The sequence below is a fragment of the Streptomyces sp. NPDC053367 genome (assembly GCF_044545925.1).
In the GTDB taxonomy this organism is placed as follows: Bacteria; Actinomycetota; Actinomycetes; order Streptomycetales; family Streptomycetaceae; genus Streptomyces.
In genome coordinates, this window is sequence record NZ_JBITYN010000001.1 from 1256078 (window position 1) to 1282224 (window position 26147).

Sequence of the window (26147 nt, forward strand, 5' to 3'; positions counted from 1 at the left end):
CGCAGCGGGCCGGAATCCCCCGGGGTGCGGGTGAGTTGACGGAGTACCACTCCCCACCTCACCGCCACCCCGGAGGGACCGCGCCCGATGAAGCGACACGTTGGACGGTACGGAATCTGGAGCATCGGCCTGCGCGCGGAGGACCCGGCGCGCCGCTCCGAACGCGCCGAGACGGCCGCCGAGCTGGAGGAGCTCGGCTACGGCGCGCTGTGGCTGGGCATGAACAGCACCGCCCACCACGCCGCACCCCTGCTCGCGGCGACGCGGCGCATCACCGTGGGCACCAGCATCCAGAACATCTGGCAGTTCGAGGCCCCCGTCTCGGCCGCCGCCTTCGCCGAGGTCGACGCCGCCCACCCGGGCCGGTTCGTGCTGGGCCTCGGCGTGGGCCACGGCCGCGCCCCGGAGCCGTTCCGGGGTCCGGTGTCCGCCCTGGCCGCCTACCTCGACGGCCTCGACGCGGCGGGCGTCCCCGCCGACCGCAGGGTCGTCGCCGCCATCGGCCCGCGCGCCCTGCGCCTGGTCCGCGAACGCGCCGCCGGTACGGTCCCGTACCTCGTCACGCCGGAGTACACGGCCGCCGCCCGCGAGACGCTGGGCGAGGGCCCCCTGCTCGCCCCCGAGCTGAAGGTCGTCCCCGAGCCGGACCCGGCCCGGGCCCGCACTCTCGCCCGCGCCTTCCTCGCCCCGTACCTCACCCTGCCCAACTACACGTCCAACTTCCTGCGCCACGGCTTCACCGAGGACGATTTCCGCGGCGGCGGCAGCGACCGGCTGGTCGACTCGGTCTTCGCCTGGGGCACGGACGACGCGATCCGCGACCGCGTCAACTCCTTCCTGGACGCGGGCGCGGACCATGTGGCCCTTCAGGTGGTGGACGGCAACCCGAGGGAGGGTCTGCCGAGGGAGACGTGGCGGCACCTGGCGGCGGTGCTGCTGGGCTGACGGACTCGCCCCACGGAGGCGAGGCCGTCCCCGGCTCCCGGCAGGTCAGGCGTCCTTCAGCTCCTGCCGCTGCCGTCCGAGCCCCTCGACCTCCAGCTCCACCACGTCCCCGGACCGCAGGTACGGCTTGGGCTCGGGCCGCCCCATGGCGACCCCCGCGGGCGTCCCGGTGTTGATGACGTCGCCGGGGTACAGCGTCATGAACCGGCTGACGTACCGAACGACTTCGCCCACGGGGAAGATCTGGTCGGCGGTCGTCCCGTCCTGCTTCAGCTCGCCGTTCACCCACAGCTTCAGCGACAGCGCCTGCGGGTCGGGGACCTCGTCCGCGGTCACCAGCCACGGCCCCAGGGGGTTGAACGTCTCGCAGTTCTTCCCCTTGTCCCACGTCCCGCCCCGCTCGATCTGGAATTCCCGCTCGGACACGTCGTGCGCGACGGCGTACCCGGCGACATGCGCGAGCCCCTCCTCGGCGGAGTCTAGGTAGCGGGCCGTACGCCCGATGACGACCGCGAGTTCGACCTCCCAGTCGGTCTTGGCCGATTCCCTCGGTACGAGGACGGTGTCGTACGGCCCCACCACCGTGTCCGGCGCCTTGAAGAAGACGACCGGCTCGGCGGGCGGCTCGGCCCCGGTCTCGCGGGCGTGGTCGTGGTAGTTCAGCCCGATGCACACGATCTTGCCGATCCGGCCCACGGGCGGCCCGATCCGCAGGCCGGCCGGGTCCAGCACGGGCAGCTCACCGGAGTCGGCGGCGGCGCGGACCCGGCCCAGCGCGGCGTCGTCGGCGAGCAGCGGCCCGTCGATGTCCGGGACGATCCCCGACAGGTCCCGCAGGGTCCCTTCGGCGTCCAGCAGAGCGGGGCGCTCCGCTCCGGCCGTCCCGACACGCAGCAGCTTCATGATCACAATCTCCCTCGATCGCGTGCGCCCCGCCGATGTGTGCGGTCATCTCAGGACTTGGCCGATCCTCCAAGTTCGCCGTCCACTCCGCAAGACCCGGTTCACGTACTGGACCGTAGGCTCACGCGGGGTACAGCACGGCGCGCTCCACCGCGCTCCAGGCCGCGCTGGTCACCACGTACAGCGCGGCCGCGAGCGGTACGACGGCGACGGTGACGAGCGTGAAGAAGGACAGGAACGGCATGACCTTGGCGACGCCCCCGGCGCCGGGGGTGTCCAGCGGCATGCCGCCCGCGAGGGTCGTCCGCGCCCGCCGGAAGTTGAAGACGGCGACGCCCGCGACGACCGCGAACAGGACGAGGTAGACCAGCCCGGCGCCCCCGAGGACCCCGCCGGCGGCCAGCGCGTCGGCCCACCGGTCACCGAGGGGCGCGGCCAGCAGCCGGTGCGCGAGCAGCGCGTTGGGCTCGCCGCCGATGTCCGAGCTGGAGAACAGGTGGTAGAGCAGGAAGAACGCGGGTGCCTGCAGCAGGCTCGGCAGACAGCCCGACAGCGGCGACACCTTCTCCTCGGCGTGCAGCTCCAGCACGGCCCGCTGCAGCTTCTCGGGGCTCTTCGCGTGCTTCTCGCGCAGCTCTGCGATCCGCGGCTGGAGCGCGGCCCGCGCCCGCGCACCACGCGCCGCGGCCCGGGACAGGGGGTGGACGAGAAGTCGTACGAGAGCGGTGAACAGGACGATCGCGGCGGCGGCCGCGGACCCGTGGAACAGGGGCTGGAGCAGATCGGCGAGCTGCTCGACGAGACTGGCGAAAACGGACATGCGGGGGCCCTCCGGGGCAGGTCGTGCCGGATGCGGACATGGCGGCATGACGACCCGCGCGGAAGGGCGTGGGAGGGGCCTCTACGCGGGGGTCGCCGGGAGGGCGTACCCGGGCGCTCGCGGCCTGCGGCGGCCCCGCGCGTCGGGGTCGCGTTGCGGCAGGAAGGCCGTACGCCGGTCACGGTCGCGGATCGCGGTACGCACGCGCGTGGGCGGCACGGACGGCGTGCAGCGCGCCGCGATCACCGCGCAGACGGCGAGCGCGGCCCCGGCAGCGGCGGTCGCGGCGAGCGCGACGGTGGCGTAGAGGCCGCCGGAGTCCAGGAGGGCGGCGGCGAGGGAGAGCACCAGGAGCAGCAGCACGCCGGCATGGCGACGGATCATCGGCTGCTCCCTTCGTTTCCCCCACCCTACCGGGCGGCCTCGACGAGCGTGCGGGGGTGTGCCGATGCGCGGCGAGCGCGAAGTCCCCGGTCCGGGCGGGCTGTTGGGGGCCGGGGCGGCGCCCGGCGTGGGTGGACGAAGGTCTTGTCCAGCACAGATGGGTGGACGACGGGGAGCTCACCGCCGGCCCGGACGGCACGAGGGGCGCCGTGCGCGGCGGAGGGTGCGGTGCGGGAGCGGGATGCGGTGCGGGAGCGGGATGCGGTGCGGGAGGACGGGCACGCGCGTGTGTGGGGCCTCCCTCGACAGGGACCGGCGGCACGACGAGAGGAAGAGGCGGAGGTCACCAGGGCCGGGACGCGAGGATCCCTCTCCTTTGCCGGCGCCCGGCAGTACGGTGTGGACCATGCGCCCCGACACGCCTGCCGAGAACGTCGACCACTCCGCCGAAGCGGCACGCCTGGAACGGACCGCCGGCCTGTACCCCGAGGACGCCGAGGCCCTCCTGCTGCGCGCCGCGGCCCACCTGGAACTGTCCGGCGCCCGCCCCGAGGCGACAGCGCTCTACGACCGCCTGCTGGCGTCGGGAGAGGGTCCGGGAGGGGGCCTGGACAACCCGGCCCTGGTCCGGGCCCTGAAGGCGTCGAACCTGTGGGAGTACGGCCACGAGGCGGAGGCCAGGGCGATCATCGACGGCATCCGCGCGTCGGCCCCGCGCGATCCCGCGCCCTGGGTGATCGTCGCGGAGGCCCTGGAGTCCCACGACGAGCTGGAGGCGGCGGAGGCGACCTTCACGGAGGCCGCGCGCCTGCTGATCCCGTCCGGGCAGGACACCCCTCCCCAGCCGGCGCACCCGCTGCTGTTCGGCCGCCACCGGGTGCGGCGCATGCTGGGCGTGCCGCACGACGAGTGGGACACCCTGGCGGACACGCTCCACACGTCCCCGGTGTCCCTGGACGAACTCCACGACCCCAAGCGCGTCTGGTCCCTGGGGTCCAGCAACCCGGCGGAACTGGAGGCGGAGATCACCCGCCTGCGCGCGGAACTGGGCACCTACCGGGAGGCGCTGTCCCGTCCCTTCCCGGTGGCGATCCTCCACTGGCCGGCCGCGGAGTTCCAGGAACTCCTGGAGGCGTACCCGGCCCTCGCCACGGAGTACCCCTCCTACGAGGAACACCTCGCGCGCACGGAGTCCGCCCTCCGGGAACTCGCCGCCTCCGGCACGGGCAACCTCGGCATCGTCACCGGCACGGTCCCCTCCTACGAGGCCTTCGCAGCCTCGGAGAGCGCCTCGCCGTCCGACGCGACGCTGCTGCCGCAGTACGCAACGACTCTGGCTGCGCGGGGGCGAGCCGTGGCTTGGCCTCCGGGGCGGGACTCGGGGTGCTGGTGCGGGTCGGGGCGGGGTTATGGGGAGTGTCATGGGGCGCCGACAGCCTGACGAGGGCCGAAACGGGCTGGGCCGGGCATGGCCCGCCGCTCAGCGAGTCGGTCGCCTCAGCCACCACTCCCGGTGGTAACGCACATAGTCAGGGTGGATTCGATGCCAGGCCTTGGTCCTGAGCTTGGGTAGGAGCACGTCACCGAACAACTTGGCGCGCACGATGATGGACCAATCCGTATCCACGACCACTGCCCCGACGTCCAGCCGGACATGGCAGTTGGGGCAGACACACAGGATGTTCTGTTCGACATCGGGGCCGTTGTGGGGCTTCCCCAGGGGTCTCATGTGAGCGCCCTGGCTGTGCGGCTGACCATCGGGGCCGAGCAGACGCCGCCCGCAGAGCTGGCACTCACCGTTGTAAAGCTCCTTGACACGGCGTGAGGTGGCGACGCTGCGTATGAGACGTTGAACGACGGTGGTGCGAACCTCCGGGTACTTCTCCTCGCCTCCTGGTTGCTCGTACAGGTCCTCCAACTCTTCAAGGGCCTCTGCCACATGCGCTTCGACGGTCGTATGCCCTTGCCGTGATTCAGGCAGGCGCTCCAGGTCGAACTGGCAGATCTCGATGTCACTGCCGTCGGCCGCCTGAAACTGCGATATAGCAGTGCGAACAGCCGTTATCCGGTACAGGCCGTCATATCGGTACCCTTTGGGCGGTGAGTACCGCTCATCACCTTCATAGCCTCTAAGGACCCGAATCGGGTAATGACGCTCATAACTGCGCTTCAGGGCCGCATTGTCCACATAAGACCACGACTGACTGCGCAGAAGTCGTCCTGTGTTCGAGTCCCTGTCCTCACCCTTTGATGCACCCGTGTACCGCATCCAGGTCCAGTGGTCGTCATCGTCGACGTATCCACCGTTGAGAACGATGGCATCCGCGACCGGGAGGCCATCTTCCTCATCCTTCAGCCAGGAGATGCCCTTCTGGTTGGTCTGGTGCAACATCGCACGCTTGACGTCCATGCTGCCGAACTGGTCCCCCACAGCGACGCCTTTGAGCAGACGCGCTATCACGATTACGCGCTGAGTGAGACCCGGTTCCACTGGGAGTCCCAGAATCAGACGTCGGAGACATCTCGCACTGGCCTCCGCTATCAGCGGCATGCGACGGCGGGCAGCCATGTGCTTCTCTTCGTGCGGCGCTATAAGAACACCGACATCGGTGGAGCACAGCCATGGATGCTCCTGGGCCCTGCCGACTACGACGGTCACACCGGCAGTAAGCCAATGGCCGTCACTTGGCGGCTGAAGCACAAGATCCCCGCCGATGTGTGGTCATATTCGGCGATCGCAGCCGGCTGATCGCACCTTCAGGCCTGGCCGAACTAGCCTCACCCACCGGGTCTCGCCTGCTATCCCGCGACGTCCCCCTCAAACCGCGTCTGTGCCAGATCGAGGACTTCGTCCCCGTCCCAGCCGTGGGCGCGGAGCCAGTGGAGGAAGTCCGTCACCGCGTCGATCACGGCCTCCTTGGCAACGGTTGCGCCAAGTCGGCTTGGGGAGGAGGGGCAGTGGGGCCAAGCCTGCGCGTACAGGCCGAGGACGCTCTCAGCGCGGGTAACGCGAGGGTCGTCCAGGTGACCATGAGCAGCGGTGAAACCTGTGGCCAGCTCACACCATGTGATCTTTCGGCCACGGTGAAGCTGGACTCCCCAGCGGTCGGCCACGGCGTCGACGAGGGCGATCCCGCGGCCTTGCTCTGCGTCAAGAGCAGGGTCAGTCAGAACGGGGAGAGCTCGCGTGTCCAACTGGGCGCCGACTGCGCAGACTCCGCGAGGCCAAGGGGTTGACCCTTGAAGAGGCGGGTGCACGCGTCGGCATCTCAAAGGCCACGCTCAGCCGCTATGAAACCAAGGAGGGCGCGGTCAAGTGGCCTGCCGTGGATGCCCTGTGTCGTGAGTACGACGCATCCGATCAGGAGCGCCTGGCCATGGTCGAGCTCGCCAAGGGAGCCAAGATCCAGGGCTGGTGGCGTTCTCTCGCCGATCCCATCCCCGACTCCATGAACCTGATGCTGACGCTCGAGGACGAGGTTGTACGCGAGGACCACTTTGCATGCATGTACATCCCGGGGCTCCTCCAGACGCGCGCATACGCCGAGGCTGTTCATCGAGCCTCCGAAGTCCAGTGCCCGGAACGCGAAGTTCAGCACATGGTCGACATTCGCATGAAACGCCAGGAGTTGCTGGAGCGCCCTCAACCACCGCACCTCTGGTGTGTGGTCGACGAAGCGGCACTGCATCGACGCGTGGGCGGTCGACAGGTCATGCGGGACCAGCTACGACACCTGCTCGCAATGGCTCAACGCCCGCACATCACTGTGCAGGTCCTGCCCTTCTCAACAGGAGCCCACGCAGCCGCTGTTGGCAGTTTCGCCATGCTCAGAGGTCCGGCGCCGGAACTGGACGTGGTCTATGTAGACCTGCTGGGCGGTGGCCTGTTTATGGAGAAGCCGAAGGAACTGGAGCGCTATAGGTTGGCGTTCGAGTACCTCAGCGCACAGGCACTCGATCTGGAGTCCTCGGCCGAGACGGTCGACCGCATAAGCAAGGAGCTGTGATGACGGCGCCCTCGACGCGCAAGTGGTTCAAGTCCTCCTACAGCGGTGGCAGCGGAACCGAGTGCGTGGAGGCCGCCCTCACCCCCCACGGCGTCCTCGTCCGGGACTCCAAGCAGCCGACCGAGTCCCAGCTGACGATCTCCACGCCCGCTTGGACCGCCTTCCTCGCGGAGGCAAGGCGCTTCCGGCGCCACCTGTAAGGCAACGCCGACGAGCCTGGACGTGCGGCAGAGGCGAGTCAGCCCGTCAGGCCCGTCAGCCCTGGGAGCGCCGGTCCGCCACGGCCCAGGACGCCAGGGCCACCGCCCCCGCGACCCCGAACACCGAAGGCCACGCCCCCACCTTCTTCGCCAGCGGATGCGACCCGGCGAAGGCGGCGACGTAGGCCGCGGTCAGGGCGCCGGCCGCGGGGCCGCCCGCCCGGGTGCGCCACTGCCGGGCCGCGGCAGCTCCCGCGGCGGCCAGGACGACGCCGCCGAGCTGGCGCTTCTTGGTCCAGCGGGCCACGGCGTACCCGCCGACGAGCCCGGTCGCGGCGACGGCCGCGCTGGGGATGCGGTCCATGACCACCTCCATGGGTGAGGGTCGATCTCACCCCAAAGTTACGCCGACGCTCTCCCCCCACTCAGACATGAGTCGAGGCTTGTCAAGTTTCTGTCTGCGAGCTATATAAGAAGCCGTAGGGCATCGCACAGCAGCGCCTCAGCAAAGGAGTGACCCGTGATGCTCATGCGTACCGACCCGTTCCGTGAGTTCGACCGGCTCGCGCAGCAGGTCTTCGGCTCCGCGGCCCGCCCGGCCGCGATGGCGATGGACGCCTACCGAGCCGGCGACGAATTCGTCGTCCACTTCGACATCCCGGGCGTGGACCCGGAGACGATCGAGCTCGACGTCGAGCGCAACGTCCTGAACGTCCGTGCCGAGCGCGGCTCTCCCGCCCCCGAGGACGCGGAGCTGATCGCCGCCGAGCGGCCGACCGGCACCTTCACGCGCCAGCTCTTCCTCGGCGACACCCTCGACGCGGACCGCATCGACGCCTCGTACGACTCCGGCGTCCTCACCCTGCGCATCCCCGTGGCGGAGGCCGCCAAGCCCCGCCGCATCGAGATCAGCGGCGGCAGTGACCGCAAGCAGCTGAGCGGCTGAGCGGCCGCGTTCCGGCCACTCGGCGGCTGAGCGGCCGACCCGGCCGACTGCCCCACCGCATTCCGGGAGGCGCCCCGTGGGCCCGCATGCCCGCGGGGCGCTCGCCCGTGCCCGTTGCCCCGCGGCCCGATGCCTGTCCGGGGACCGACCGTTGGCGAGGAGGAGCCCGCACCATGACCGTGACGACGCAGGAGCGCTACGCAGCCCCGGAGGAACGGACCTCCACCGACCGGGCCGACTGGGACCGGCTGGTCGAATCCGTACGGGAGTCCGGCCAGTACCCGACCAGAGCCGAGGCGGAGCGCGTCACCCGTATCGTCCTGTCCACCCTCGGCGGCCATGTGACCGGCGAGGAACGCGTCGACCTGGCCCGGGCCCTCCCCGAGGAGGCGGCCCGGCTGATCGCCGGCCAGATACCGGTCACCCGCCCCCTCACGGCTCCCGGGTTCGTCGACTCGGTGGCGGCCCGCGTCGAAGGCGCGACCCCGGCGACCGCCCGCTGGGACGTCAGCTCGGTGCTGAGCGCGCTGCCGCCCCTGATCGGGGACGCCCTGACCGACCGGATCCTGAAGGCGCTCCCGCCCGGCTACGCCCTGCTGTTCGGCCACGCGGACCTTGGGCCGCGGCTGTGACCGTACGGCAGTAGACGTACGGTCCGACGGTCGGAGCGAGAGCGATGCGGCGGCGCGTCAGGCAGGTGCCGGGCGGCCGCCGCCGGCGTCTTGGGCGCGTGACGGTGTCCTGGGCGCGCGTGACCGCGTCGAGCAGCCCGGGGAACGCGTGCGGTTCCACGAGTACGGCGGCCCTGACGTGCTGCGCCTGGAGGACCTCGGCCCGGGCGAGCCGGGCCCCGGCGAGGTGCGCATCCGGGTGGACGCGATTGCGGTCAACCGGGCCGAGGCCCTCTTTCACGCCGGCCGCTGCATCGAACCCGTGAAGCACCTGCCCGCCCGCCTGGGCAACGAGGCGGGCGGCGTGGTCGAGGCCCCTGGGCGACGGCGGCACCGGCCTGCGGACCGGCCAACCGGTCAGCATCCTCCCGGGCTTCTCCCACAACGGCCACGGCGTCTACGCCGAACGCACCCTCGTCCCCGCCGCCTTCGTCCCCTGGCTTCCCCCCGCCCGGAACGACCTCCGATAAGCCAGTGGGCTCGTCCCGACCACCCTCCGGAACCGTTCGCGGAAGGCCGTGGGAGATCCGAAGCCGGTCCGGGCGGCGATGTGTTCCACCGGGTCGGCCGTGGTTTCCAGGAGGTGCTGGGCGCGGCGGATGCGGGCCAGGTGGAGCCACTGGAGCGGGGTCGTGCCGGTCTGGTCGCGGAAGCGGCGGTTGAGGGTGCGGGTGCTCATGCCGGCCCGGTGGGCGATGTCGTCCAGGGTCAGGGCGCGGTCGCAGTGCTGCTCCAGCCAGTGCAGGAGGGGTTCCAGGGCCGCTCCCGCGGGGGCCGGTGGCAGGTCGTGGGTGATGAACTGGGCCTGGCCGCCCTCGCGTTCCAGCGGCATGACCGACATGCGTGCCGTGTGGGCGGCGACCGCCGAGCCGTGGTCCTTGCGGATCATGTGCAGGCACATGTCGAGGGCGGCGGCCGCGCCCGCCGAGGTGAGGAACTGGCCGTTGTCGACGTAGAGGACGTTCGGGTCGACCGTCACCCTCGGGTAGCGCGCGGAGAGGTCCGGCGCCGCCAGCCAGTGGGTCGTCGCGCGCAGGCCGTCCAGCAGGCCCGTCGCCGCAAGCAGGAACGCCCCCACGCACACCGACGCGATGCGCGTGCCGTTCGCCGCCGCAGCGCGCAGGGCCTCCGCGACGCCCGGAGGCAGCTCGGCCGGAGGGTCCTGGACGCCCGGCAGGACGATCGTGTCGGCCTCGGCCAGCAGGTCCGGGCCGTAGGGGGCGCGGATCGTGAACGCGCCCGCGCGCACCTCCTCGCCCTCCCCCGCCGAGCAGACCCGGACGTCGTACGGCGCCCGGCCGTCCGGCAGCCGGGCCCAGCCGAACGCGTCGATCGGCGCGGAGAGGTCGAACGGGATCACCCCGTCCAGCGCCAGCACGGCCACCATGTGCCTGCCCACCCCACACCTCCACCTGGCGAGAATCCGTCGGACCCTGGCATTCTCGCCCCTTCTCCATGATCACGGCGCCGCCTAGCGTCACCTCCGTGACCAAGTTCCTGCTCGCCGTCCACGTCCTGGCCGCCATCGTCGCGATCGGCCCCGTCACCGTCGCCGCCAGCATGTTCCCGCCCGCCGCCCGCAGGGTGCTGGCCGCCCCCGGGGACGAGCGGGCCGCGGAGACCGTACGGCTGCTGCACCGCGTCTGCCGCGTGTACGCCGTCGTCGGCGTGGTCGTCCCGGTCTTCGGGTTCGCCACGGGCAGCGCGATGGGCGTCCTCGGTGACGCCTGGCTGATCGTGTCCATCGCGCTGACCGTGCTCGCCGCCCTGGTCCTCGGCACCCTGGTCCTGCCCCGTCAGGAGGCCCTCGTCGAGGGGATCGACGCCCGGACCGGCAGCCATGCCGGCGCCGGCATCGGCGCCCACGCCGGCACCCTCACCGGCACCGGCGGACGTGAGGCCACCGTCCGGCTCGCCATGCTGACCGGTGTCTTCAACCTGCTGTGGGCGACGGTGACCGTGCTGATGATCGTCCGGCCCGGCTCGACCACCGGCGCCTAGGGACGGCGGCCGCTACGCCCGCACGCCCGTCGGCCGCGCCCCCGTCGCCGACGCCGTCAGCGGCTCGGCGATGTCCTCCAGCGACCTCCGCTCCGCCTTCACCGCCAGCAGCACCGCCACCAGTCCCGCCGCGCACATCAGCCCCGCCCCGATCTGGAAGGCGAGCACCGTGTCCGCGACCTTGCCCGTCTCCGTGAGGTCCGCGAACAGCAGCGGCCCGCTGATGCCGCCGGCCGCGGTGCCGAGGGCGTAGAAGAAGGCGATGGACATCGCGCGGGTCTCCATGGGGAAGACCTCGGAGACGGTCAGGTACGCGCTGGAGGCGCCGGCCGAGGCGAAGAACAGGACCGCGCACCAGCAGGCGGTCAGGGTGCCCGCGCTCAGGGAACCCCGGTCGAAGAGCCAGGCCGTGCCGAACAGGAGCAGCCCGGAGAGCAGGTAGGTCGAGGAGATCATCACCCGGCGGCCGACCGTGTCGAAGAGCTTGCCCAGCAGCAGCGGGCCGCAGAAGTTGCCGACGGCGATGACCGCGAAGTAGTAGCCGGTGTCGCCGGTCGGCACGTCGTAGAACTTGGTGAGGATCGCGCCGAAGCCGAACGTGATCGCGTTGTAGAGGAACGCCTGGCCGATGAAGAGGGAGAAGCCGAGGACCGCGCGGCGGCGGTAGCGACCGAACACCGTCCGGGCGATCTCCATGAAGGTCACGCTGCCGCGCTGGTGGATGGTGAGCTCGCCCTCGGGGCGCGGCAGCGGCTCGCCCTTCTCCGCCTCCACCTGCCGCTCGATGCCTGACACGATCTCCTCGGCCTCCCGGTCCCTGCCGTGGATCAGCAGCCAGCGCGGGCTTTCCGGGACGTGACGCCGTACGAGAAGGATGACCAGGGCCAGGACCGCGCCGAGGGCGAAGGTCAGGCGCCAGCCGACGTCCATGGGGAAGATGTCGGTGTCCAGGGCGAGGATCGACAGCAGCGAGCCGCCGACCGCGCCGAGCCAGAAGCTGCCGTTGATGATCAGGTCGACGCGGCCGCGGTACTGGGCCGGGATCAGCTCGTCGATCGCGGAGTTGATGGCCGCGTACTCGCCGCCGATGCCGAAGCCGGTCAGGAAGCGGAACAGGAAGAACCACCAGGCGTCGAAGGACACCGAGGTCAGGGCCGTCGCCGCGAGGTACACCGCGAGGGTGATCATGAAGAGCTTCTTGCGGCCGAAGCGGTCGGTCAGCCGTCCCCAGAACAGGGCGCCGAAGCAGGCGCCGGCGACGTAGAGGGCCGCCGCGATGCCGGTGACCTGGCCGGAGCTGATCGGCAGTCCGCTGCCGGACTCGGAGAGCCGGCCGGCGATGTTGCCGACGACCGTGACCTCCAGGCCGTCCAGGATCCATACGGTGCCGAGGCCGATGACGATCGTCCAGTGCCAGCGGGACCACGGGAGACGGTCGAGTCGGGCGGGGATGTTCGTGGTGACGGTGTCGCCGGTCTCGGCCGGGACTCCTGAAGCGGTCATGGGCTCCCTCCTCGTCGGGCAAACCACCCCGACGCTTGCCCCCGACCGCCCCCTTCACGCCTTGGATGCGGACAACTACGCCCCGAGCGCCCGTGACACCGTGTAGATCAGCAGGCCCGCGAGCGAGCCGACCACCGTGCCGTTGATCCGGATGAACTGCAGGTCGCGGCCGATGTTCGCCTCGATCTTGCGGGTGGTGTGCTCGGCGTCCCAGCTCGCCACGGTGTCGGTGATCAGGGAGGTGATCTCCTTGCGGTAGGTCGTCACGACGTGCACGGCCGCGCCCTCCACCCAGCGGTCGACCTTCTCCTGCAGCCGCGGCTCCGTCGCCATCCGCGCGCCCAGCGACAGCAGCGAGGCCCGCACCCGCAGGCGCAGTTCGCTGCGCTCGTCGTCGGCCGCGGCGACGATCATCGACCGTACGGCGGTCCAGGCCGACGCGATCAGGTCCTGGACCTCGCCGCGCCCCAGCACCTCGCCCTTGAGCCGCTCCACACGCGCGCGGGTGTCGGTGTCGGACTGCAGGTCGGTGGCGAAGTCGGTGAGGAAGCGGTCCAGGGCGCCGCGCGCGGGATGGGTCGGCATGTCCCGCATCTCCGCGCAGAACCGCAGCAGCTCCTTGTAGACGCGCTCGCCGACCTTCCTGTCGACGAAACGCGGCGTCCAGCCGGGCGCGCCGCCCTGCACGGCGTCCATGACCGAGTCGCCGTGCAGCACCAGCCAGTCGTGGGCGCGGGTCACCACCAGGTCCACGACCCGCTTGTGGCCGCCGTCGGCGACGACCTTCTCCAGCATCTTGCCTATGCCGGGCGCGACCTCCTGGGCGTCGGCCCGCCGGGTGATCGCCTCGCCGACGACCGCCTGGACGTCGGAGTCGCGCAGCACGGTCAGCGCGCCGCGCAGCGCGGTGGCCAGCTCGGCGGTGACCCGGTCGGCGTTGGCGGGCTCGGCGAGCCAGGCGCCGAGACGGCTGCTGATGCCGACGGCCCTCAGCCGGCGCCTGACGACGTCCTCGGACAGGAAGTTCTCGCCGACGAACTCGCCCAGCGAGACGCCCAGCTGGTCCTTCTTGGTGGGGATGATCGCGGTGTGCGGGATGGGCAGGCCCAGGGGGTGCCGGAACAGCGCGGTGACGGCGAACCAGTCGGCCAGCGCGCCCACCATGCCCGCCTCGGCGGCCGCGGCGACATAGCCCGCCCAGGCGCCCGCGCCCGCGTTCACGCCCCATTTCGCGAGGACGTAGACGAGCGCGACGAACAGCAGCAGGCCCGTCGCGGTGAGCTTCATCCGGCGGACGCCGCGCTGCTTCTCCTCGTCGGCGGCGCTGAAGACGTCCATCGCGCGAGCGGCACGGACGTCCTTCACACCCGCTCGGTCCGGTTTCGTACGTTCCATGCACTCCACCCGTTCGCAGTCCCCGACATCGACATTGTCCCTTCCCGTCCGACTCCTGGAACGGAACAGGAGTTCCCGGCGTTGGTCCGAGTGATCACATCGAGTGATCACATCCGGCTACCGAGGGAGCGACACACCGCATGACCAGGCGCCGTCAGGGCCACGCACTGCTGGCCGCGATCACCGCGCTGGTCGTGGTCCTGTCCGCCGCCCTCTACGTCACCGTCGCCGCCCACGACGGCACCGCCCGCCGTACGCTCGCCGCCGGCCGCCCCCACGGCGCCGGCCCGGGCTCCGCCGGCCGGTGGGTGGGCACCTGGTCGGCGTCCCCGGCGGCCGCCGAGCCCGGCACCGGGGCCCGGGGGACGGCCGGGCGCTCGCTGCGCAACGTCGTGCACACCAGCGTCGGGGGCACGAGTGCCCGGGTCACGCTGTCCAATCTCCTCGGTTCACGCCCCCTCAGGCTCACCCACGCCTCGATAGCCCTGGCCGCCGAGGACGAGGGGCCGGCCGCCGCGCCCGGGACCATGCGCCGGCTGACCTTCGGCGGCCGCACCGCAGTCGTCGTACCGCCCGGGCGGCAGACCGTCAGCGACCCGGTCGCGCTGCCCGTGCCGGCCGACGCGGACGTGCTGATCACCACCTACTCCCCCACCCCGTCCGGCCCGGTCACCATCCACCCGCGCGCCCGGCAGACCAGCTACGCCGCCGTCGGGCAGCACACCGAGGACCTCGCCGGCACCGCCTACACCGAGCGGACGGAGGCCTGGCGGTACGTGACCGCGCTGGACGTGCTCGGCTCCGAGGCCGACGGCACGGTCGTCGTCCTCGGTGACTCCCTCACCGACGGCTCCTCCTCCAGCACGGACGAGAACCGCCGCTGGCCCGACGCGCTCGCCCGGCGGCTGCGGGCGGCCGCCGAGGACGGCCGGGACGTGCCGCGCCACGGCGTCGTCAACCAGGGCATCAGCGGCAACCGCCTCCTCGCCGACGGCTACCTCCGCCCCCTGGCCCGCACGGTCAGGCCGCAGAACCCCAGTGGGCTCAGGCGCTTCTCGCGGGACGTGCTGGGCACCCCCGGCGTCGAGGTCGTCGTCGTGGACCTCGGCGTCAACGACATCCTGCGCGACCCCGCCCTCGCCGACCCCGACCGCATCCTCGCCGGCCTGCGCGCCCTGGTGGCCCGCGCGCACGCCCGGGGCGTCAGGGCCGTCGGCGCCACCCTCATGCCCTTCAAGGGGCACCCCGGCTACACGGACGCCCGCGAGGAGGTACGGCGACGCATCAACGCCGAGATCCGCGCGGGCCGCGTCTTCGACGCCGTCGCCGACTTCGACGAGGCCCTGCGCGACCCGTACGACCCGCGCCGCCTGCGCTTCGACTACGACTGCGGCGACCACCTCCACCCCAGCGACCGGGGGTACGCGCGCATGGCGGAGGCCGTGGATCTGGCCGACCTCGGGGGCAACGCCGTCCGAGGGGCACGGGGAACCGCGCGAGCAACCACGACGAACCGGCAGCAGCCGGACGACGGCGTGACGCGGCACGGCGCCCGGTGAAACGAAGTCCCTTTCGGCCGACCCGATCCCGCGAAAGGACCTAGTCGTCCTCCCGCCGGCGCAGCTCCCGGTGCCCGTCCAGCATCCTGCGGTGGGCCCTTTCGATGTCCTCGCGGAAGCCCTCGTGCAGCTCCCGCCGCGCGGCCTTGCGGTCCAGCCTCTCCTGACGCCTCTCCAGCCGGCGCCGCTCCCGCTCGGCCCGCGTCGGCTTGCGCTCCACGCCGACACCGCCCCAGAACGCGAACCCGGTGACGACCACGCGCGGAGCGCCCGGCTCGCCCGGCACGCCCTCCTCGCGGTGGTCGAAGCCGCCCATGATCCCGACGCCGCGCACGACGACCTCGACGCCGGGCGGCACCACCACCTGCATGCCGCCCATGACGGCCACGCACTTGATCTCGACCTCGCGGTCTGCGAAGTCGGCCTCGCGCAGGTCGAGTTCGCCGCCGCCCCAGAAGGCGAAGCAGGTGAACTTCCGCGGCACGGTCCAGCGCCCCTTGCGCTGGAACCCGCCCAGCACCGCGAACGCGCCCGTGGACGAGCCCTCCCCGCCGACGATCCGCGCCGCCCAACTGCCGGGCTCCGCGGGCGCCTTGCCGAGGGACACGGCTCCAGGGGCCGGCAGGTCGCGGGTGATCGGGGTCAACTCGCCGTAGGTACGGGCCTGGTAGGTGGCCTCCAGCCGCTCCTCGAACTCCGCCATGTCGAGCCGGCCCTCCGCGAGGGCGTCCCGAAGGATCTCGGCGACCCGCTCGCGGTCGGCGTCGGAGGCCCGCAGCTCCGGGGCATCGTCGGTCATACGAGCAGCCTACGAGGAACGGGCCGCGCGCACTATGCGGTCGCCCTGCCCTCGTACATTCTCGCGATCACCGCCTCGATGTCCGGCTCCCGCACCGACAGGTCCACCAGCGGATAGCGGGCCGCGATCTCGGCGACCAGCGGCGCCGCCGACTGCGAGGCCGGGAAGGCCAGCCACTGCCGCGGCCCCTCCACCCGGACCACCCGCGCGGTGGCGGCATCGATCGGCGGGACCTCCCGCTCCAGGTCCACCACCAGCGTCCGCTCGCTCTCCCCCGCCTCGTGCAGGCCCGCGAGGGCGCCGTCGTACACCAGCCGGCCGTGGTCGATGACCATCACCCGGGAGCAGAGCTGCTCGATGTCCTGGAGGTCGTGCGTGGTCAGCAGCACGGTCGTGCCGCGCTCGGTGTTCAGCTCCCGCAGGAACTCGCGGACCTTCGCCTTGGAGACGACGTCCAGGCCGATCGTCGGCTCGTCGAGGTAGAGCACCTCGGGGTCGTGCAGCAGCGCCGCCGCGATGTCGCCGCGCATGCGCTGGCCGAGGGACAGCTGCCGTACGGGGACCTCCAGCAGGTCGGTGAGGTCCAGCAGTCCGACGAGCCGGTCGAGGTTCGCGCGGTAACGGGCGTCGGGGATGCGGTACATGCGGTGCATCAGCCGGTAGGAGTCGATCAGCGGCAGGTCCCACCACAGGGTCGTGCGCTGACCGAAGACCACACCGATGCGGTGCGCGAGGCGCACCCGGTCACGGGCGGGCTCGATGCCGGCCACCCGCAGCCGGCCTCCGCTGGGCGTGAGGATGCCGGTCAGCATCTTGATCGTGGTCGACTTCCCGGCGCCGTTGGGGCCGATGTAACCGACCATCTCGCCCCGGCCGACGGTGAAGGAGAGCCCGTCGACCGCCCGCACCTGTCTGCGCTCCCGCTTCAGGAAGCCGGCCCTGCGGCGGACGTCGAAGACCTTCTCGACACCGTCCACCTCGATGAAGCCCACGCCGTCGCCCTCAGTCATCCGCCCTCAACTCCCCGTGCTCCGATACGACCTCAGCCCCGCCCGCCACGCCAGCCCGGCCGGCACGCAGAACGCCACCGCGACCAGCGGCGGACAGAACGCCGCCCACTGCGGCAGACCCACCGGGTAGGGCCGGTCCAGCAGATAGGCGGCGGGCACCCAGTTGACGAAGGCCAGCGGCAGCAGGAAGGTCACCCCGCGCACCAGCTCCTTGCCGAACACCCCCGGCGGGTACTGCAGCAGGGTCGTGCCGCCGTAGGTGAAGGCGTTCTGCACCTCCGCCGCGTCCTGCGCCAGGAACTGGAAGGCCGCGCCCCCGACGAAGACCGCCCCGAAGATCACCGCGCCGCTGACCAGCATCACCGGCACCAGCAGCACCTTCGGCGGGCTCCAGTCGACCTCCACCGACGCCAGCCCCAACGCCAGCACCAGCACGCCCTGCGTGATCCGGCCCAGCCGGCGCAGCGCGAACCGGTCGGCGGCCACCTGCGCGAGCACCGGCACGGGCCGCACGAGGAGCGTGTCGAAGGAGCCGTCGCGGATCCGGGCGCCCAGGCCGTCCATCGAGCCCAGCGTCAGATCGGCGAGGCCGAACGCGGTCGCCGACAGCCCGTACAGGAAGGCCACCTCCGGCAGACTCCAGCCGCCCAGCGAGTCGACCTGCGAGAACATCAGCAGGATCCCGACGAAGTCCAGCCCGGTCAGCAGCAGGTTGCCGACCACCGTGAGCAGGAAGGAGGAGCGGTAGGTCACGGTGGAGCGGATCCACATCCCGGCGATCAGCCGGTAGGCCCGCAGCCCCTCCCCGAACCGCAGGGCGGACGCCCCGAGGGTGCGCTCAGCCACCCTGGACCACCACCCGCCGGGTCGCCGCCCGCTGCACCAGCCGGCCCGCCGCCAGCAGCGCCACCGCCCACGCGGCCTGGAAGACGTACGCCCCGAACGCCCCCGTCGTACCCATCAGCACATCGGCCGGCATCTGCAGCTGCGCCGCCCACGGCAGCGCCCGCGCCACATCGCCGAGCACGCCCGGGAAGGCGTTCAGCGGCAGCAGCATCCCGGAGAAGAAGACGCCCGTGACCATCACCGCCTGGGAGATACCCCGGTCGTCCATGAGCCAGAACACACCCAGCGCGGCCAGGTAGCGGATGCCGAAGCTGACGACCATCGCCAGCAGCAGCGCCACGAGGAACGCCGCCCAGACGGTGACGTCCGTGGGCAGCGCCATGTCGAAGACCAGCGCACCGAAGGCGAACGGGAGCACCCCGCGCCCGATCATCTGGAACAGCGACCGGCCCAAGTCCGTCGCCAGCCACCACAGTTGGAGATCCACCGGACGGTAGAGGTCGATCGCGATCTCGCCCGTGCGGATACGCGCCATCAGGTCCTTCTCGACACCCCCGCCCTGGATCGCCAGCGTCGAGTACAGCGCCTGCCCCAGCCACGCGTAGGTGACCGCCTGTGACTGGTCGTACCCTCCGAGGTGAGGTCTCTCGTCCCACAGCGCCAGATAGGTGGAGACGATGATCACGCCGAACACGGTGTTCGTGAACACCCCTGCGGCCGTCGCCGCCCGATAAGTGGCGTACCGTCGGAATCCCCCCGCCGCAACGGTCGCGTACAACCGTGCCGTGCCCACACCGCACCTCCCTCCGGGCCGCCTGCCCACGCGAAACGCAGGAGCCTAGCGGGGGTGCGCGGCGGCCTGCCACGCAGTTTTCGGCGAACGCGTGCCGCTCGCCGGGAACGGAACGCGCGGTGCGAGAGTCTTCATCTGGGGGCGAAGAAGGCGTACGAGGGCGTACGGGAACGAACGTACGACGCGACACAGGAGTCCGTGCACGAGATGAGCGACGAGCCGCAGCCGCAGCGACCGGCCGAGGGCGGGGCACAGAGAACCGAGCCGGGGGCTCCGCAGGGGGAGGTGCCGGGCGACGCGGGCAAGCCCAAGCGGCCCAAGCGCACCGGATGGCGCCGGCTGGTGCCGACCTGGCGGATGGTGCTGGGCACCTTCGTCGTCGGCGTCATCCTGCTCGCCGGGCTGTTCTTCCTCGGCTACTCCCTGGTCAAGATCCCGCCGGCGAACGCGCTCGCGACCAAGCAGAGCAACGTCTACCTCTACGCCGACGGCAGCCAGCTCGCCCGCGACGGCGAGGTCAACCGGGAGAACGTGACCCTCGCGCAGATCTCCAGGGACGCCCAGCACGCCGTCCTGGCCGCCGAGGACCGCGACTTCTACTCCGAGTCGGCCGTCGACCCCAAGGCGATGGTCCGCGCGGCCTGGAACACCGCCACCGGCAAGGGCAAGCAGTCCGGCTCGACGATCACCCAGCAGTACGTGAAGAACTACTACCTCGCCCAGGAGCAGACGGTCACCCGCAAGGCGAAGGAGTTCTTCATCGCGATCAAGCTGGACCGCGAGACGTCCAAGGACGAGATCCTCCAGGGCTACCTCAACACCAGCTACTTCGGCCGCAACGCCTACGGCATCCAGGCCGCCGCGCAGGCCTACTACGGCGTCGACGCCACCGAACTCGACGCCGCGAAGGGCGCCTACCTCGCGGCCCTGCTCAACGCGCCCAGCGAGTACGACGTGGTCGCGCACCCGGAGAACCGCCGGGCCGCCGAGGCCCGCTGGAACTACGTCCTGGACGGCATGGTCGGCGAGGGCTGGCTGTCCGCCGCCGAACGGCAGGGCATGAAGTTCCCCGCCCCGAAGGAGGCCACCGTCTCCACCGGCCTGTCCGGGCAGCGCGGGTACGTCGTCGACGCGGTCAAGCAGTACCTGGCCGAGCACGACATCCTCACCACCGAGGAGCTGGAGCGGGGCGGCTACCGCATCACCACCACGCTCCAGAAGAGCAAGCAGAACGCCTTCGTGAAGGCCGTCAACGACCAGCTGATGTCCAAGCTGGACAAGAAGAACCGCGAGGTCGACAACTACGTCCGCGCGGGCGGCGCCTCCGTCGACCCCAAGACCGGCGAGGTCGTCGCGATGTACGGCGGCATCGACTACGTCAAGCAGTACACCAACGGCGCCACCCGCCGGGACTTCCAGGTCGGCTCCACCTTCAAGCCGTTCGTGTTCACCGCGGCCGCGCAGAACGGGTCCACCACCCAGGACGGCCGCCCGATCACCCCGAACACGGTGTACGACGGCACCAACGAGCGCCCCGTCGAGGGCTGGGACGGCGGCCACTACGCCCCCGAGAACGAGGACTACGTCGACTACGGCGACATCACCGTCCGCGAGGCCACCGACAAGTCCGTGAACTCCGTGTTCGCGCAGATGGCGGTCGACGTCGGCGTCGACAGGGTCAGGAAGACCGCCATCGGCCTCGGCCTGCCCGCCGACACCCCCGAACTGCAGGAGGCCGGGCCCTCCATCGCGCTCGGCGTCGCCCAGGCCAGCGTGCTGGACATGGCGGAGGCGTACGCGACGCTCGCCAACCACGGCAAGCACGGCACGTACACCCTGGTCGAGAAGATCACCAAGGACGGCACCGAAGAGGTCCTGCTGCCCGCCCGCAGCACCAGGCAGGCCGTCAGCCGGGAGGCCGCCGACACCACCACCTCGATCCTGCAGAGCGTGGTCGAGAACGGCACCGCGCACGCCGCCCAGGAGGCGGGCCGCCCCGCCGCCGGCAAGACCGGCACGGCGGAGGACGACAAGGCCGCCTGGTTCGCGGGCTACACCCCCGAGCTGGCCACCGTGGTCGCCGTGATGGGCCAGAACCCGGAGACGGCCGAGCACGAGCCGCTGTACAACGCGCTCGGGCTGGACCGCATCAACGGCGGCGGGCCGCCCGGCGACATCTGGGCGCAGTTCACCCGGGACGCCCTGGAGGGCACCCCGGTCACCGACTTCGACCTGTGGGTGCAGGAGGAGGAGGGCACCTGGGACCTGCCCACGCCCGACCCCTCCGAGGAGGAGCCCACGGACGAGCCGTCCACGCAGGCGCCGACCGAGGAGCCCTCCGACGAGCCGTCGCAGGGTGACACGACCAGCGGTACGCCCACGGACGGCGGGACCACCGGGGACGGCGGCCTGATCACCGGCGGCGGGGGCGTCGTCACCGGCGGCACGACGGACGGCGGCACCACCGGGGACGGGGGCACCACCGACGGCGGCACGACGGACGGCGGCACCACCGGGGACGGGGGCGCCACGGACGGCGGGACGGCCGACGGCGGCACCACCGGGGACGGCGGCCTGGTCACGGGCGGCGGGGACCTGGGGGACGGGTGACCCGGGGGCGCTGACCCGGGAGGTCAGTGACCCGAGGTCGCCTTCAGTCCCACCACGGCGACCAGCAGCAGACAGATGAAGAAGATCCGGGCGGCGGTGGCCGGCTCACCGAGCACCACCATGCCGAGCACCGCCGCACCGGCCGCGCCGATGCCGACCCAGACCCCGTAGGCGGTGCCGATGGGCAGCGTACGGGCCGCGTAGGACAGCAGGACCATGCTCGCGACGATGCCGGCGCCGGTGAGCAGACTGGGGACGAGACGGGTGAAGCCGTCGGTGTACTTCATCCCGACCGACCAGCCGACCTCGAGCAGACCGGCGACGACGAGCAGAACCCAGGCCATGGGAGCACCTCCGGAAGACCACTTCTGAACGGGGGTGCGTCGTCTTTGCGGGTCCCGGTACGGCGCGTCTCGTCGGGTTCCTTCAAAACTAGCAGAAACACCGCGAAAGGGGCCGGTGACAGCGGTCACCTGCCCCTTTCGGCCACTGAATTACAGGTACAGCCCGGTCGAGTCCTCGGACCCCTCGAACCGGTCGGCTGCGACGGCGTGCAGATCGCGCTCGCGCATCAGCACGTACGCGGTGCCGCGCACCTCGACCTCGGCACGGTCCTCCGGGTCGTACAGGACACGGTCCCCGGGCTCCACGGTCCGTACGTTCTGCCCCACCGCGACGACCTCCGCCCACGCCAGCCGACGGCCCACGGCGGCCGTGGCGGGGATCAGGATGCCGCCGCCGGAACGCCGCTCGCCCTCGCTGGTGTCCTGCCGCACGAGGACCCGGTCGTGCAGCATGCGGATGGGCAGCTTGTCGTGATGGGTGCTGTCGTTTCTGTTGGCGCTCACGCCTCGAACCTACCTGCCTTCAGCGCGCGGATGCACGGGAGGGTCGCGGGGTCGCGGGGTCAGCCCTTGCGGCGCCGGGTGCCGAGGGCGAGGAGCCCGACGACCCCGACGGCGAGGAGCGCGACGGGCAGGACACGCTCGAGGCGCGGCGCTCCCTCGTCGTCCACGAACTGCTCCCTGACCTCGGTAACGACCTTGTTGACCTGCACATACGCCTTGCCGAGAGTGTGATCGACATGGGCGACGACCTTGGCCTTGGCGTCGCCGACGATGGTTTTGGGGTGCACCCGCACACCGATCTCGTCGAGCGTCTCGGCCAGCACTTCACGGCGGCGCCTGATGTCCGCCTCGATCTGCGCCGGGGTTCTGGTGTCCGACGTGTCCGCCACCGTACGGCCTCCGTGTCTGCTGATGCTGTTCCGGACAGTCTGTCAGCTCTTTCCCCGGCCGCACTGTCAGGACCCCCGGTTAGTCTCGTTGCCATGAGCGAACGACTTCAGCCCGGGGACGTGGCCCCCGCCTTCACCCTCCCCGACGCCGACGGCAACGAGGTCTCCCTGTCGGACCACAAGGGCCGCAAGGTCATCGTCTACTTCTACCCGGCCGCCCTCACCCCCGGCTGCACCAAGCAGGCCTGCGACTTCACCGACAACCTCGACCTCCTGGCCGGCGCCGGCTACGACGTCATCGGCATCTCCCCCGACGCCCCCGAGAAGCTGGCCAGGTTCCGCGACAAGGAATCCCTGCGGGTCACGCTGCTCGCCGACCCGGAGAAGACGGTCACCGAGGCCTACGGCGCCTACGGCGAGAAGAAGAACTACGGCAAGACCTACTTGGGCGTCATCCGCTCCACGATCGTCGTGGACGAGGAGGGCAAGGTCGAACGAGCCCTCTACAACGTCCGCGCCACCGGCCACGTCGCCAAGATCATCAAGGATCTGGGTATCTGACCCCGCACCTCCCTGCCCCGGCCATGCGTGACCATCGGCTCGGCGGATCGTTGCTCCGTTCGAGAAGGGAACGTCCGGTCGGGGTGGAGGGGGAATGGGCGCCAGGTACACCCGCGAGCTGCTGGAGGAAGCAGCCCGCGAGACACGGCACATCGATGACGCCGTCAGGTGGTGCGGAGGTACTCCGACACCCGGCACACGCAGGTACCTGCGGCAACGAATGGCCGAGGCGGGCATAGCCTTCGGCCATCTGGCGACCAAGCAGGTGCGGCACTCCGAGGAGCGCCTGCGCGCGGCGGTCGCCGCATCGAACAGCATGAGGGATGTCGTACGGCACCTGGGCATCAGCCAGGTCGGCGGCAACCAGTCCCACATCGCCCGCCGGATCGCCGCGTTCGGCATCGACACCTCGCACTTCGCACCGTCCCGCAGGCGGCCGAAAGGCTCGCGCGGCGACTGTCTGACGCTCCGCTCGCCGGACGCCGGGCGGGTGCCCGGCGAGCGCCTTCGGCGTGAGCTGTTGCGGACCGGGGTGAGCGAGCGATGCGCCATGTGCGGCACCGGTACCGAATGGAACGGCCGTCCCCTGACCCTGGAAGTCGACCACGTCAACGGCGACTGGTGGGACAACCGCCCGGGGAACCTGCGGCTGCTCTGCCCGAACTGTCATTCCGTGACCGACACTTACCGCGGCCGCAAGCGGAGGCGGGGATGAGCCGGAGGGGATACCCCAGGGACGTCCTCGCGTCCACCGCCGCCGTGTCCACCAGCGTCGTCGACCTGGCGCGGCGCCTGGGCGCACCCCTGGGCAGCCAGACGCTGCGCTATGTGGGCGCGAGGCTCGCACATTACGGGATCGACACCTCACACTTCCGTGACGAGCCGCTTCCCCCGCGGCAGAGGCGGACGTACACCCGTGAGGTGCTCGCGCAGGCGGCGGCCCGCTCGACCGGAATCCGCGAGATGCTGGAGCATCTCGGCGTTCCGCCCAGCGACAGTCTCTACAGCCACATCAAGAAGAAGCTCGCCCAGTGGGAGATCGACACCTCGCACTTCACCGCCGTGCGAGGCGGATCACGGGTCATACCGGCCGAGCCCCTCAGAGCCGCCGCGGCCGGCTCGACCAGTCTGGCGGGCGTCCTGGGCGCGCTCGGGCTGCCGGACAACGGCACCACCCGCAAGCGGGTGAAGGAGAGCCTGGCGGAGCACCGCATCCCTGTCGATCACTTCACGGGGCAGGGGCACCGCCGCGGCATCGCCTCACCTCGGCGGAAGGCCGCTGCGGAGATTCTCGCCCGGCGCCCGCCGGGCTCGCCCCGGACGAAGACCAGCCTCCTGCGACGCGCCCTGGACGACCTCGGTACACCCCGGGTCTGCGCAGCGTGCGGCCTGGATGAGAGCTGGCAGGGAAGGCGTCTGGTGCTGGAGATCGACCACATCAACGGCGACCGTCTGGACGACCGGCGGGAGAACCTCCGCCACCTCTGCCCGTCGTGCCACAGCCAGACGAGGACGCACTCCCGCCCACGTCGCGTGAGCGCGCCCGGCGACAAGTAAAGTAGCGGCGTTGGGCCCGTACCCCAGCTGGCCAGAGGGCGCCGGTTTAGGTCCGGTGTGTCGTGGGTTCGAGTCCCACCGGGCCCACCCACGCTCTTTGACGATCCCGGCGGTCGGCATAAGCCGGCCACCGGGATCGCTGTCGGTCAGGCCCCCAGCAACTCCCGCACCACGGGCACCAGCGCCCGGAACGCCTTGCCTCGGTGGCTGATGGCGTTCTTCTCCTCCGGGGTGAGTTCGGCGCAGGTGCGGGTCTCGCCCTCGGGCTGGAGGATCGGGTCGTAGCCGAAGCCGTTGGTGCCGGCGGAGGTGTGGCGCAGGGTGCCGGGGAGGCGGCCCTCGACGACGCGCTCGGTGCCGTCGGGCAGGGCGAGGGCGGCGGCGCAGGCGAAGTGGGCGCCGCGGTGCTCGTCGGCGATGTCGGAGAGCTGGGCGAGGAGCAGGTCGAGGTTGGCCTTGTCGTCGCCGTGCCGGCCGGCCCAGCGGGCGGAGAAGATGCCGGGGGCGCCGTTCAGGACGTCGACACAGAGGCCGGAGTCGTCGGCGACGGCGGGCAGTCCGGTGGCCTGGGCGAGGGCGTGTGCCTTGAGCAGGGCGTTCTCGGCGAAGGTGACGCCGGTTTCCTTGACGTCGGGGACGTCGGGGAAGGCGTCGGCGCCGACGAGTTCGTGCGGGAGTCCTGCGTCGGCGAGGATCGCCCTGAGTTCGGTGATCTTTCCGGCGTTGCGGGTGGCGAGGATCAGGCGGGTCATGGCGTCCAGTATCGCGGGACGGCCATGACCCGCTGACGGCGACCGGTGTGTCCTACGGCGTGCAGACCTTGGTGAGTTCGCCGGCCGCGTCGGTGACGCCGCTGATGTCGGGTGTCCGGTCGCCGTTCTCGATGGCGTCGGTGACCTCGACGAGGGCGCCGCGCAGATCCTCGGTGGCCTTGTCGAGGTCGGCGTCGCCGGTCTCGCTGTCTATCTTGTCCAGGCTGGCGCCGACGGCGTCGATGGCTTCCTGGGTCTTGCCGGGGTCGTCGGCCGCGCTCTCGACCGCCTGCTGCAGGTCGGTCACGGCGTCGGCGACGGCGTCGGCGGTCTCGACGCAGTTCAGCGCCTTGCCGACGGCGTCGCAGCCGGTGGTCAGTCCGGCTGTCAGCACGACGGCCGCCAGGGTGGCGGCGACGGCTGCGGTGCGGCGGCGTCGGCGGCTCGCGGCCATGGAAACGGTCCCTCCCTCTGGGCCTTGCGGCCCCTCAACGGCCGGGCGCACAGGGGTTGATCCGTGCGCCCGTATTCGTAGTGACGCGGCGGCGGGGGGGGGGGGGGGGGGGGGGGGGGCGGGCGCCGGGGCGGGGCGGGGGGGGGGGGGCCGGGGGGGGGGCGGGGGGGGGGGGCGCGCCAGGGCGAGGGGGC

Annotated in this window: 29 protein-coding genes, 1 tRNA gene, 1 pseudogene and 1 riboswitch; of the genes and pseudogenes, 14 read left to right on the top strand and 17 right to left on the bottom strand. The window is 71.5% G+C overall.

Annotated features, from left to right (window positions below; all coding sequences use genetic code 11):
* Window positions 1–87 precede the first annotated feature (87 nt).
* Entirely contained in the window at window positions 88–945 is an 858-nt protein-coding gene (locus ACIGXJ_RS05735; RefSeq protein ID WP_399641904.1) for an LLM class F420-dependent oxidoreductase, read from the top strand.
* A gap of 45 nt (window positions 946–990) precedes the next feature.
* Here the strand turns inward: ACIGXJ_RS05735 and ACIGXJ_RS05740 are convergent, their stop codons facing one another.
* The 3 genes from ACIGXJ_RS05740 to ACIGXJ_RS05750 form a co-directional block, all read right to left on the bottom strand.
* Complete coding sequence (locus tag ACIGXJ_RS05740; RefSeq protein ID WP_399641905.1) at window positions 991–1848, bottom strand: fumarylacetoacetate hydrolase family protein; 858 nt, start codon at window positions 1846–1848, stop codon at window positions 991–993.
* Between the two features lie 121 nt (window positions 1849–1969).
* Window positions 1970–2668 (bottom strand): YidC/Oxa1 family membrane protein insertase, encoded by a 699-nt coding sequence (locus ACIGXJ_RS05745; protein WP_399641907.1) that lies wholly within the window; start codon window positions 2666–2668, stop codon window positions 1970–1972.
* An 81-nt stretch (window positions 2669–2749) separates the two neighbouring features.
* Complete coding sequence (locus ACIGXJ_RS05750; protein ID WP_399641908.1) at window positions 2750–3052, bottom strand: DUF6412 domain-containing protein; 303 nt, start codon at window positions 3050–3052, stop codon at window positions 2750–2752.
* 406 nt (window positions 3053–3458) lie between these two features.
* Between ACIGXJ_RS05750 and ACIGXJ_RS05755 the strand changes: the two genes are divergently transcribed.
* The gene (locus tag ACIGXJ_RS05755; RefSeq protein WP_399641909.1) at window positions 3459–4493 is read left to right on the top strand and encodes an SEC-C domain-containing protein; all 1035 of its coding nucleotides are present in this window, start codon (window positions 3459–3461) and stop codon (window positions 4491–4493) included.
* Between the two features lie 39 nt (window positions 4494–4532).
* On the opposite strand, the gene ACIGXJ_RS05760 is transcribed toward ACIGXJ_RS05755, so the two are convergent.
* Window positions 4533–5603: a YDG/SRA domain-containing protein gene (locus ACIGXJ_RS05760; RefSeq protein WP_399641910.1), complete on the bottom strand. Its 1071-nt coding sequence runs from the start codon at window positions 5601–5603 to the stop codon at window positions 4533–4535.
* Here ACIGXJ_RS05760 and ACIGXJ_RS05765 point away from each other — a divergent pair.
* The 3 genes and pseudogenes from ACIGXJ_RS05765 to ACIGXJ_RS05775 all read left to right on the top strand — a co-directional run.
* A pseudogene (locus ACIGXJ_RS05765) lies at window positions 5487–5801 on the top strand (DUF3427 domain-containing protein); the annotation flags it as partial. The gene ACIGXJ_RS05760 and the pseudogene ACIGXJ_RS05765 sit on opposite strands and share 117 nt — an antisense overlap.
* 484 nt (window positions 5802–6285) lie before the next feature.
* Window positions 6286–7059, top strand: coding sequence for a helix-turn-helix domain-containing protein (locus ACIGXJ_RS05770; protein WP_399641911.1), 774 nt, complete (start codon window positions 6286–6288; stop codon window positions 7057–7059).
* Window positions 7059–7259: a DUF397 domain-containing protein gene (locus ACIGXJ_RS05775; protein ID WP_399641913.1), complete on the top strand. Its 201-nt coding sequence runs from the start codon at window positions 7059–7061 to the stop codon at window positions 7257–7259. The genes ACIGXJ_RS05770 and ACIGXJ_RS05775 overlap by 1 nt, the downstream gene beginning before the upstream one ends.
* Window positions 7260–7314: 55 nt before the next feature.
* Here ACIGXJ_RS05775 and ACIGXJ_RS05780 read toward each other — a convergent pair whose 3' ends face one another.
* Window positions 7315–7623 carry a hypothetical protein gene (locus ACIGXJ_RS05780; protein ID WP_399641915.1) on the bottom strand — a complete coding sequence of 103 codons (309 nt, stop codon included), beginning with the start codon at window positions 7621–7623 and terminating at the stop codon, window positions 7315–7317.
* Between the two features lie 159 nt (window positions 7624–7782).
* On the opposite strand from ACIGXJ_RS05780, the gene ACIGXJ_RS05785 reads away from it, so the two are divergent.
* Together ACIGXJ_RS05785 and ACIGXJ_RS05790 are read left to right on the top strand one after the other, a co-directional pair.
* Window positions 7783–8205 (top strand): Hsp20/alpha crystallin family protein, encoded by a 423-nt coding sequence (locus tag ACIGXJ_RS05785; protein ID WP_399642152.1) that lies wholly within the window; start codon window positions 7783–7785, stop codon window positions 8203–8205.
* A gap of 173 nt (window positions 8206–8378) precedes the next feature.
* Complete coding sequence (locus ACIGXJ_RS05790) at window positions 8379–8837, top strand: DUF2267 domain-containing protein (protein WP_399641917.1); 459 nt, start codon at window positions 8379–8381, stop codon at window positions 8835–8837.
* Window positions 8838–9273: 436 nt separating this feature from the next.
* Here the strand turns inward: ACIGXJ_RS05790 and ACIGXJ_RS05795 are convergent, their stop codons facing one another.
* Window positions 9274–10263, bottom strand: a complete 990-nt coding sequence (locus ACIGXJ_RS05795; protein ID WP_399642153.1) for a GlxA family transcriptional regulator — start codon at window positions 10261–10263, stop codon at window positions 9274–9276.
* 98 nt (window positions 10264–10361) lie between these two features.
* Between ACIGXJ_RS05795 and ACIGXJ_RS05800 the strand changes: the two genes are divergently transcribed.
* Window positions 10362–10877, top strand: coding sequence for a hypothetical protein (locus ACIGXJ_RS05800; RefSeq protein WP_399641919.1), 516 nt, complete (start codon window positions 10362–10364; stop codon window positions 10875–10877).
* A gap of 12 nt (window positions 10878–10889) precedes the next feature.
* Here ACIGXJ_RS05800 and ACIGXJ_RS05805 read toward each other — a convergent pair whose 3' ends face one another.
* Window positions 10890–12380 carry an MFS transporter gene (locus tag ACIGXJ_RS05805; RefSeq protein WP_399641921.1) on the bottom strand — a complete coding sequence of 497 codons (1491 nt, stop codon included), beginning with the start codon at window positions 12378–12380 and terminating at the stop codon, window positions 10890–10892.
* Between the two features lie 75 nt (window positions 12381–12455).
* Window positions 12456–13775, bottom strand: coding sequence for a DUF445 domain-containing protein (locus ACIGXJ_RS05810; protein ID WP_399641922.1), 1320 nt, complete (start codon window positions 13773–13775; stop codon window positions 12456–12458).
* 140 nt (window positions 13776–13915) lie between these two features.
* Between ACIGXJ_RS05810 and ACIGXJ_RS05815 the strand changes: the two genes are divergently transcribed.
* Window positions 13916–15334 carry a GDSL-type esterase/lipase family protein gene (locus tag ACIGXJ_RS05815; protein WP_399641924.1) on the top strand — a complete coding sequence of 473 codons (1419 nt, stop codon included), beginning with the start codon at window positions 13916–13918 and terminating at the stop codon, window positions 15332–15334.
* Between the two features lie 40 nt (window positions 15335–15374).
* Here ACIGXJ_RS05815 and ACIGXJ_RS05820 read toward each other — a convergent pair whose 3' ends face one another.
* From ACIGXJ_RS05820 to ACIGXJ_RS05835, 4 genes are all read right to left on the bottom strand, one after another.
* The gene (locus tag ACIGXJ_RS05820) at window positions 15375–16133 is read right to left on the bottom strand and encodes a DUF1707 domain-containing protein (protein WP_399641926.1); all 759 of its coding nucleotides are present in this window, start codon (window positions 16131–16133) and stop codon (window positions 15375–15377) included.
* Between the two features lie 32 nt (window positions 16134–16165).
* Complete coding sequence (locus ACIGXJ_RS05825; RefSeq protein ID WP_399641928.1) at window positions 16166–17143, bottom strand: ATP-binding cassette domain-containing protein; 978 nt, start codon at window positions 17141–17143, stop codon at window positions 16166–16168.
* 6 nt (window positions 17144–17149) lie between these two features.
* On the bottom strand, window positions 17150–17914 hold the full coding sequence (locus tag ACIGXJ_RS05830; RefSeq protein ID WP_399642154.1) for an ABC transporter permease: 765 nt from the start codon (window positions 17912–17914) through the stop codon (window positions 17150–17152).
* Between the two features lie 67 nt (window positions 17915–17981).
* On the bottom strand, window positions 17982–18782 hold the full coding sequence (locus ACIGXJ_RS05835) for an ABC transporter permease (protein ID WP_399641930.1): 801 nt from the start codon (window positions 18780–18782) through the stop codon (window positions 17982–17984).
* A 207-nt stretch (window positions 18783–18989) separates the two neighbouring features.
* Between ACIGXJ_RS05835 and ACIGXJ_RS05840 the strand changes: the two genes are divergently transcribed.
* On the top strand, window positions 18990–21392 hold the full coding sequence (locus tag ACIGXJ_RS05840) for a transglycosylase domain-containing protein (RefSeq protein ID WP_399641932.1): 2403 nt from the start codon (window positions 18990–18992) through the stop codon (window positions 21390–21392).
* Window positions 21393–21415: 23 nt separating this feature from the next.
* Here ACIGXJ_RS05840 and sugE read toward each other — a convergent pair whose 3' ends face one another.
* From sugE to ACIGXJ_RS05855, 3 genes are all read right to left on the bottom strand, one after another.
* Window positions 21416–21736: a quaternary ammonium compound efflux SMR transporter SugE gene (sugE, locus tag ACIGXJ_RS05845; protein ID WP_399641934.1), complete on the bottom strand. Its 321-nt coding sequence runs from the start codon at window positions 21734–21736 to the stop codon at window positions 21416–21418.
* A 33-nt stretch (window positions 21737–21769) separates the two neighbouring features.
* A riboswitch (guanidine-III (ykkC-III) riboswitch) is annotated at window positions 21770–21837 on the bottom strand.
* A 49-nt stretch (window positions 21838–21886) separates the two neighbouring features.
* Window positions 21887–22189 (bottom strand): co-chaperone GroES, encoded by a 303-nt coding sequence (locus tag ACIGXJ_RS05850; protein ID WP_203634995.1) that lies wholly within the window; start codon window positions 22187–22189, stop codon window positions 21887–21889.
* Between the two features lie 110 nt (window positions 22190–22299).
* Window positions 22300–22629, bottom strand: a complete 330-nt coding sequence (locus ACIGXJ_RS05855; protein ID WP_399641935.1) for a DUF3618 domain-containing protein — start codon at window positions 22627–22629, stop codon at window positions 22300–22302.
* 93 nt (window positions 22630–22722) lie between these two features.
* Here ACIGXJ_RS05855 and bcp point away from each other — a divergent pair, with 93 nt between their 5' ends.
* From bcp to ACIGXJ_RS05875, 4 genes are all read left to right on the top strand, one after another.
* Window positions 22723–23190: a thioredoxin-dependent thiol peroxidase gene (bcp, locus tag ACIGXJ_RS05860; RefSeq protein WP_399641937.1), complete on the top strand. Its 468-nt coding sequence runs from the start codon at window positions 22723–22725 to the stop codon at window positions 23188–23190.
* Window positions 23191–23284: 94 nt separating this feature from the next.
* Window positions 23285–23905 carry an HNH endonuclease signature motif containing protein gene (locus ACIGXJ_RS05865; RefSeq protein ID WP_399641939.1) on the top strand — a complete coding sequence of 207 codons (621 nt, stop codon included), beginning with the start codon at window positions 23285–23287 and terminating at the stop codon, window positions 23903–23905.
* Window positions 23902–24747 carry an HNH endonuclease gene (locus ACIGXJ_RS05870; RefSeq protein ID WP_399641941.1) on the top strand — a complete coding sequence of 282 codons (846 nt, stop codon included), beginning with the start codon at window positions 23902–23904 and terminating at the stop codon, window positions 24745–24747. The genes ACIGXJ_RS05865 and ACIGXJ_RS05870 overlap by 4 nt, the downstream gene beginning before the upstream one ends.
* A gap of 12 nt (window positions 24748–24759) precedes the next feature.
* Window positions 24760–24834, top strand: a tRNA-Leu gene (locus ACIGXJ_RS05875).
* 59 nt (window positions 24835–24893) lie between these two features.
* Here the strand turns inward: ACIGXJ_RS05875 and rdgB are convergent.
* The gene (rdgB, locus tag ACIGXJ_RS05880; RefSeq protein ID WP_399641942.1) at window positions 24894–25499 is read right to left on the bottom strand and encodes an RdgB/HAM1 family non-canonical purine NTP pyrophosphatase; all 606 of its coding nucleotides are present in this window, start codon (window positions 25497–25499) and stop codon (window positions 24894–24896) included.
* Window positions 25500–25551: 52 nt separating this feature from the next.
* Entirely contained in the window at window positions 25552–25953 is a 402-nt protein-coding gene (locus ACIGXJ_RS05885; protein ID WP_399641944.1) for a hypothetical protein, read from the bottom strand.
* Window positions 25954–26147 lie beyond the last annotated feature (194 nt).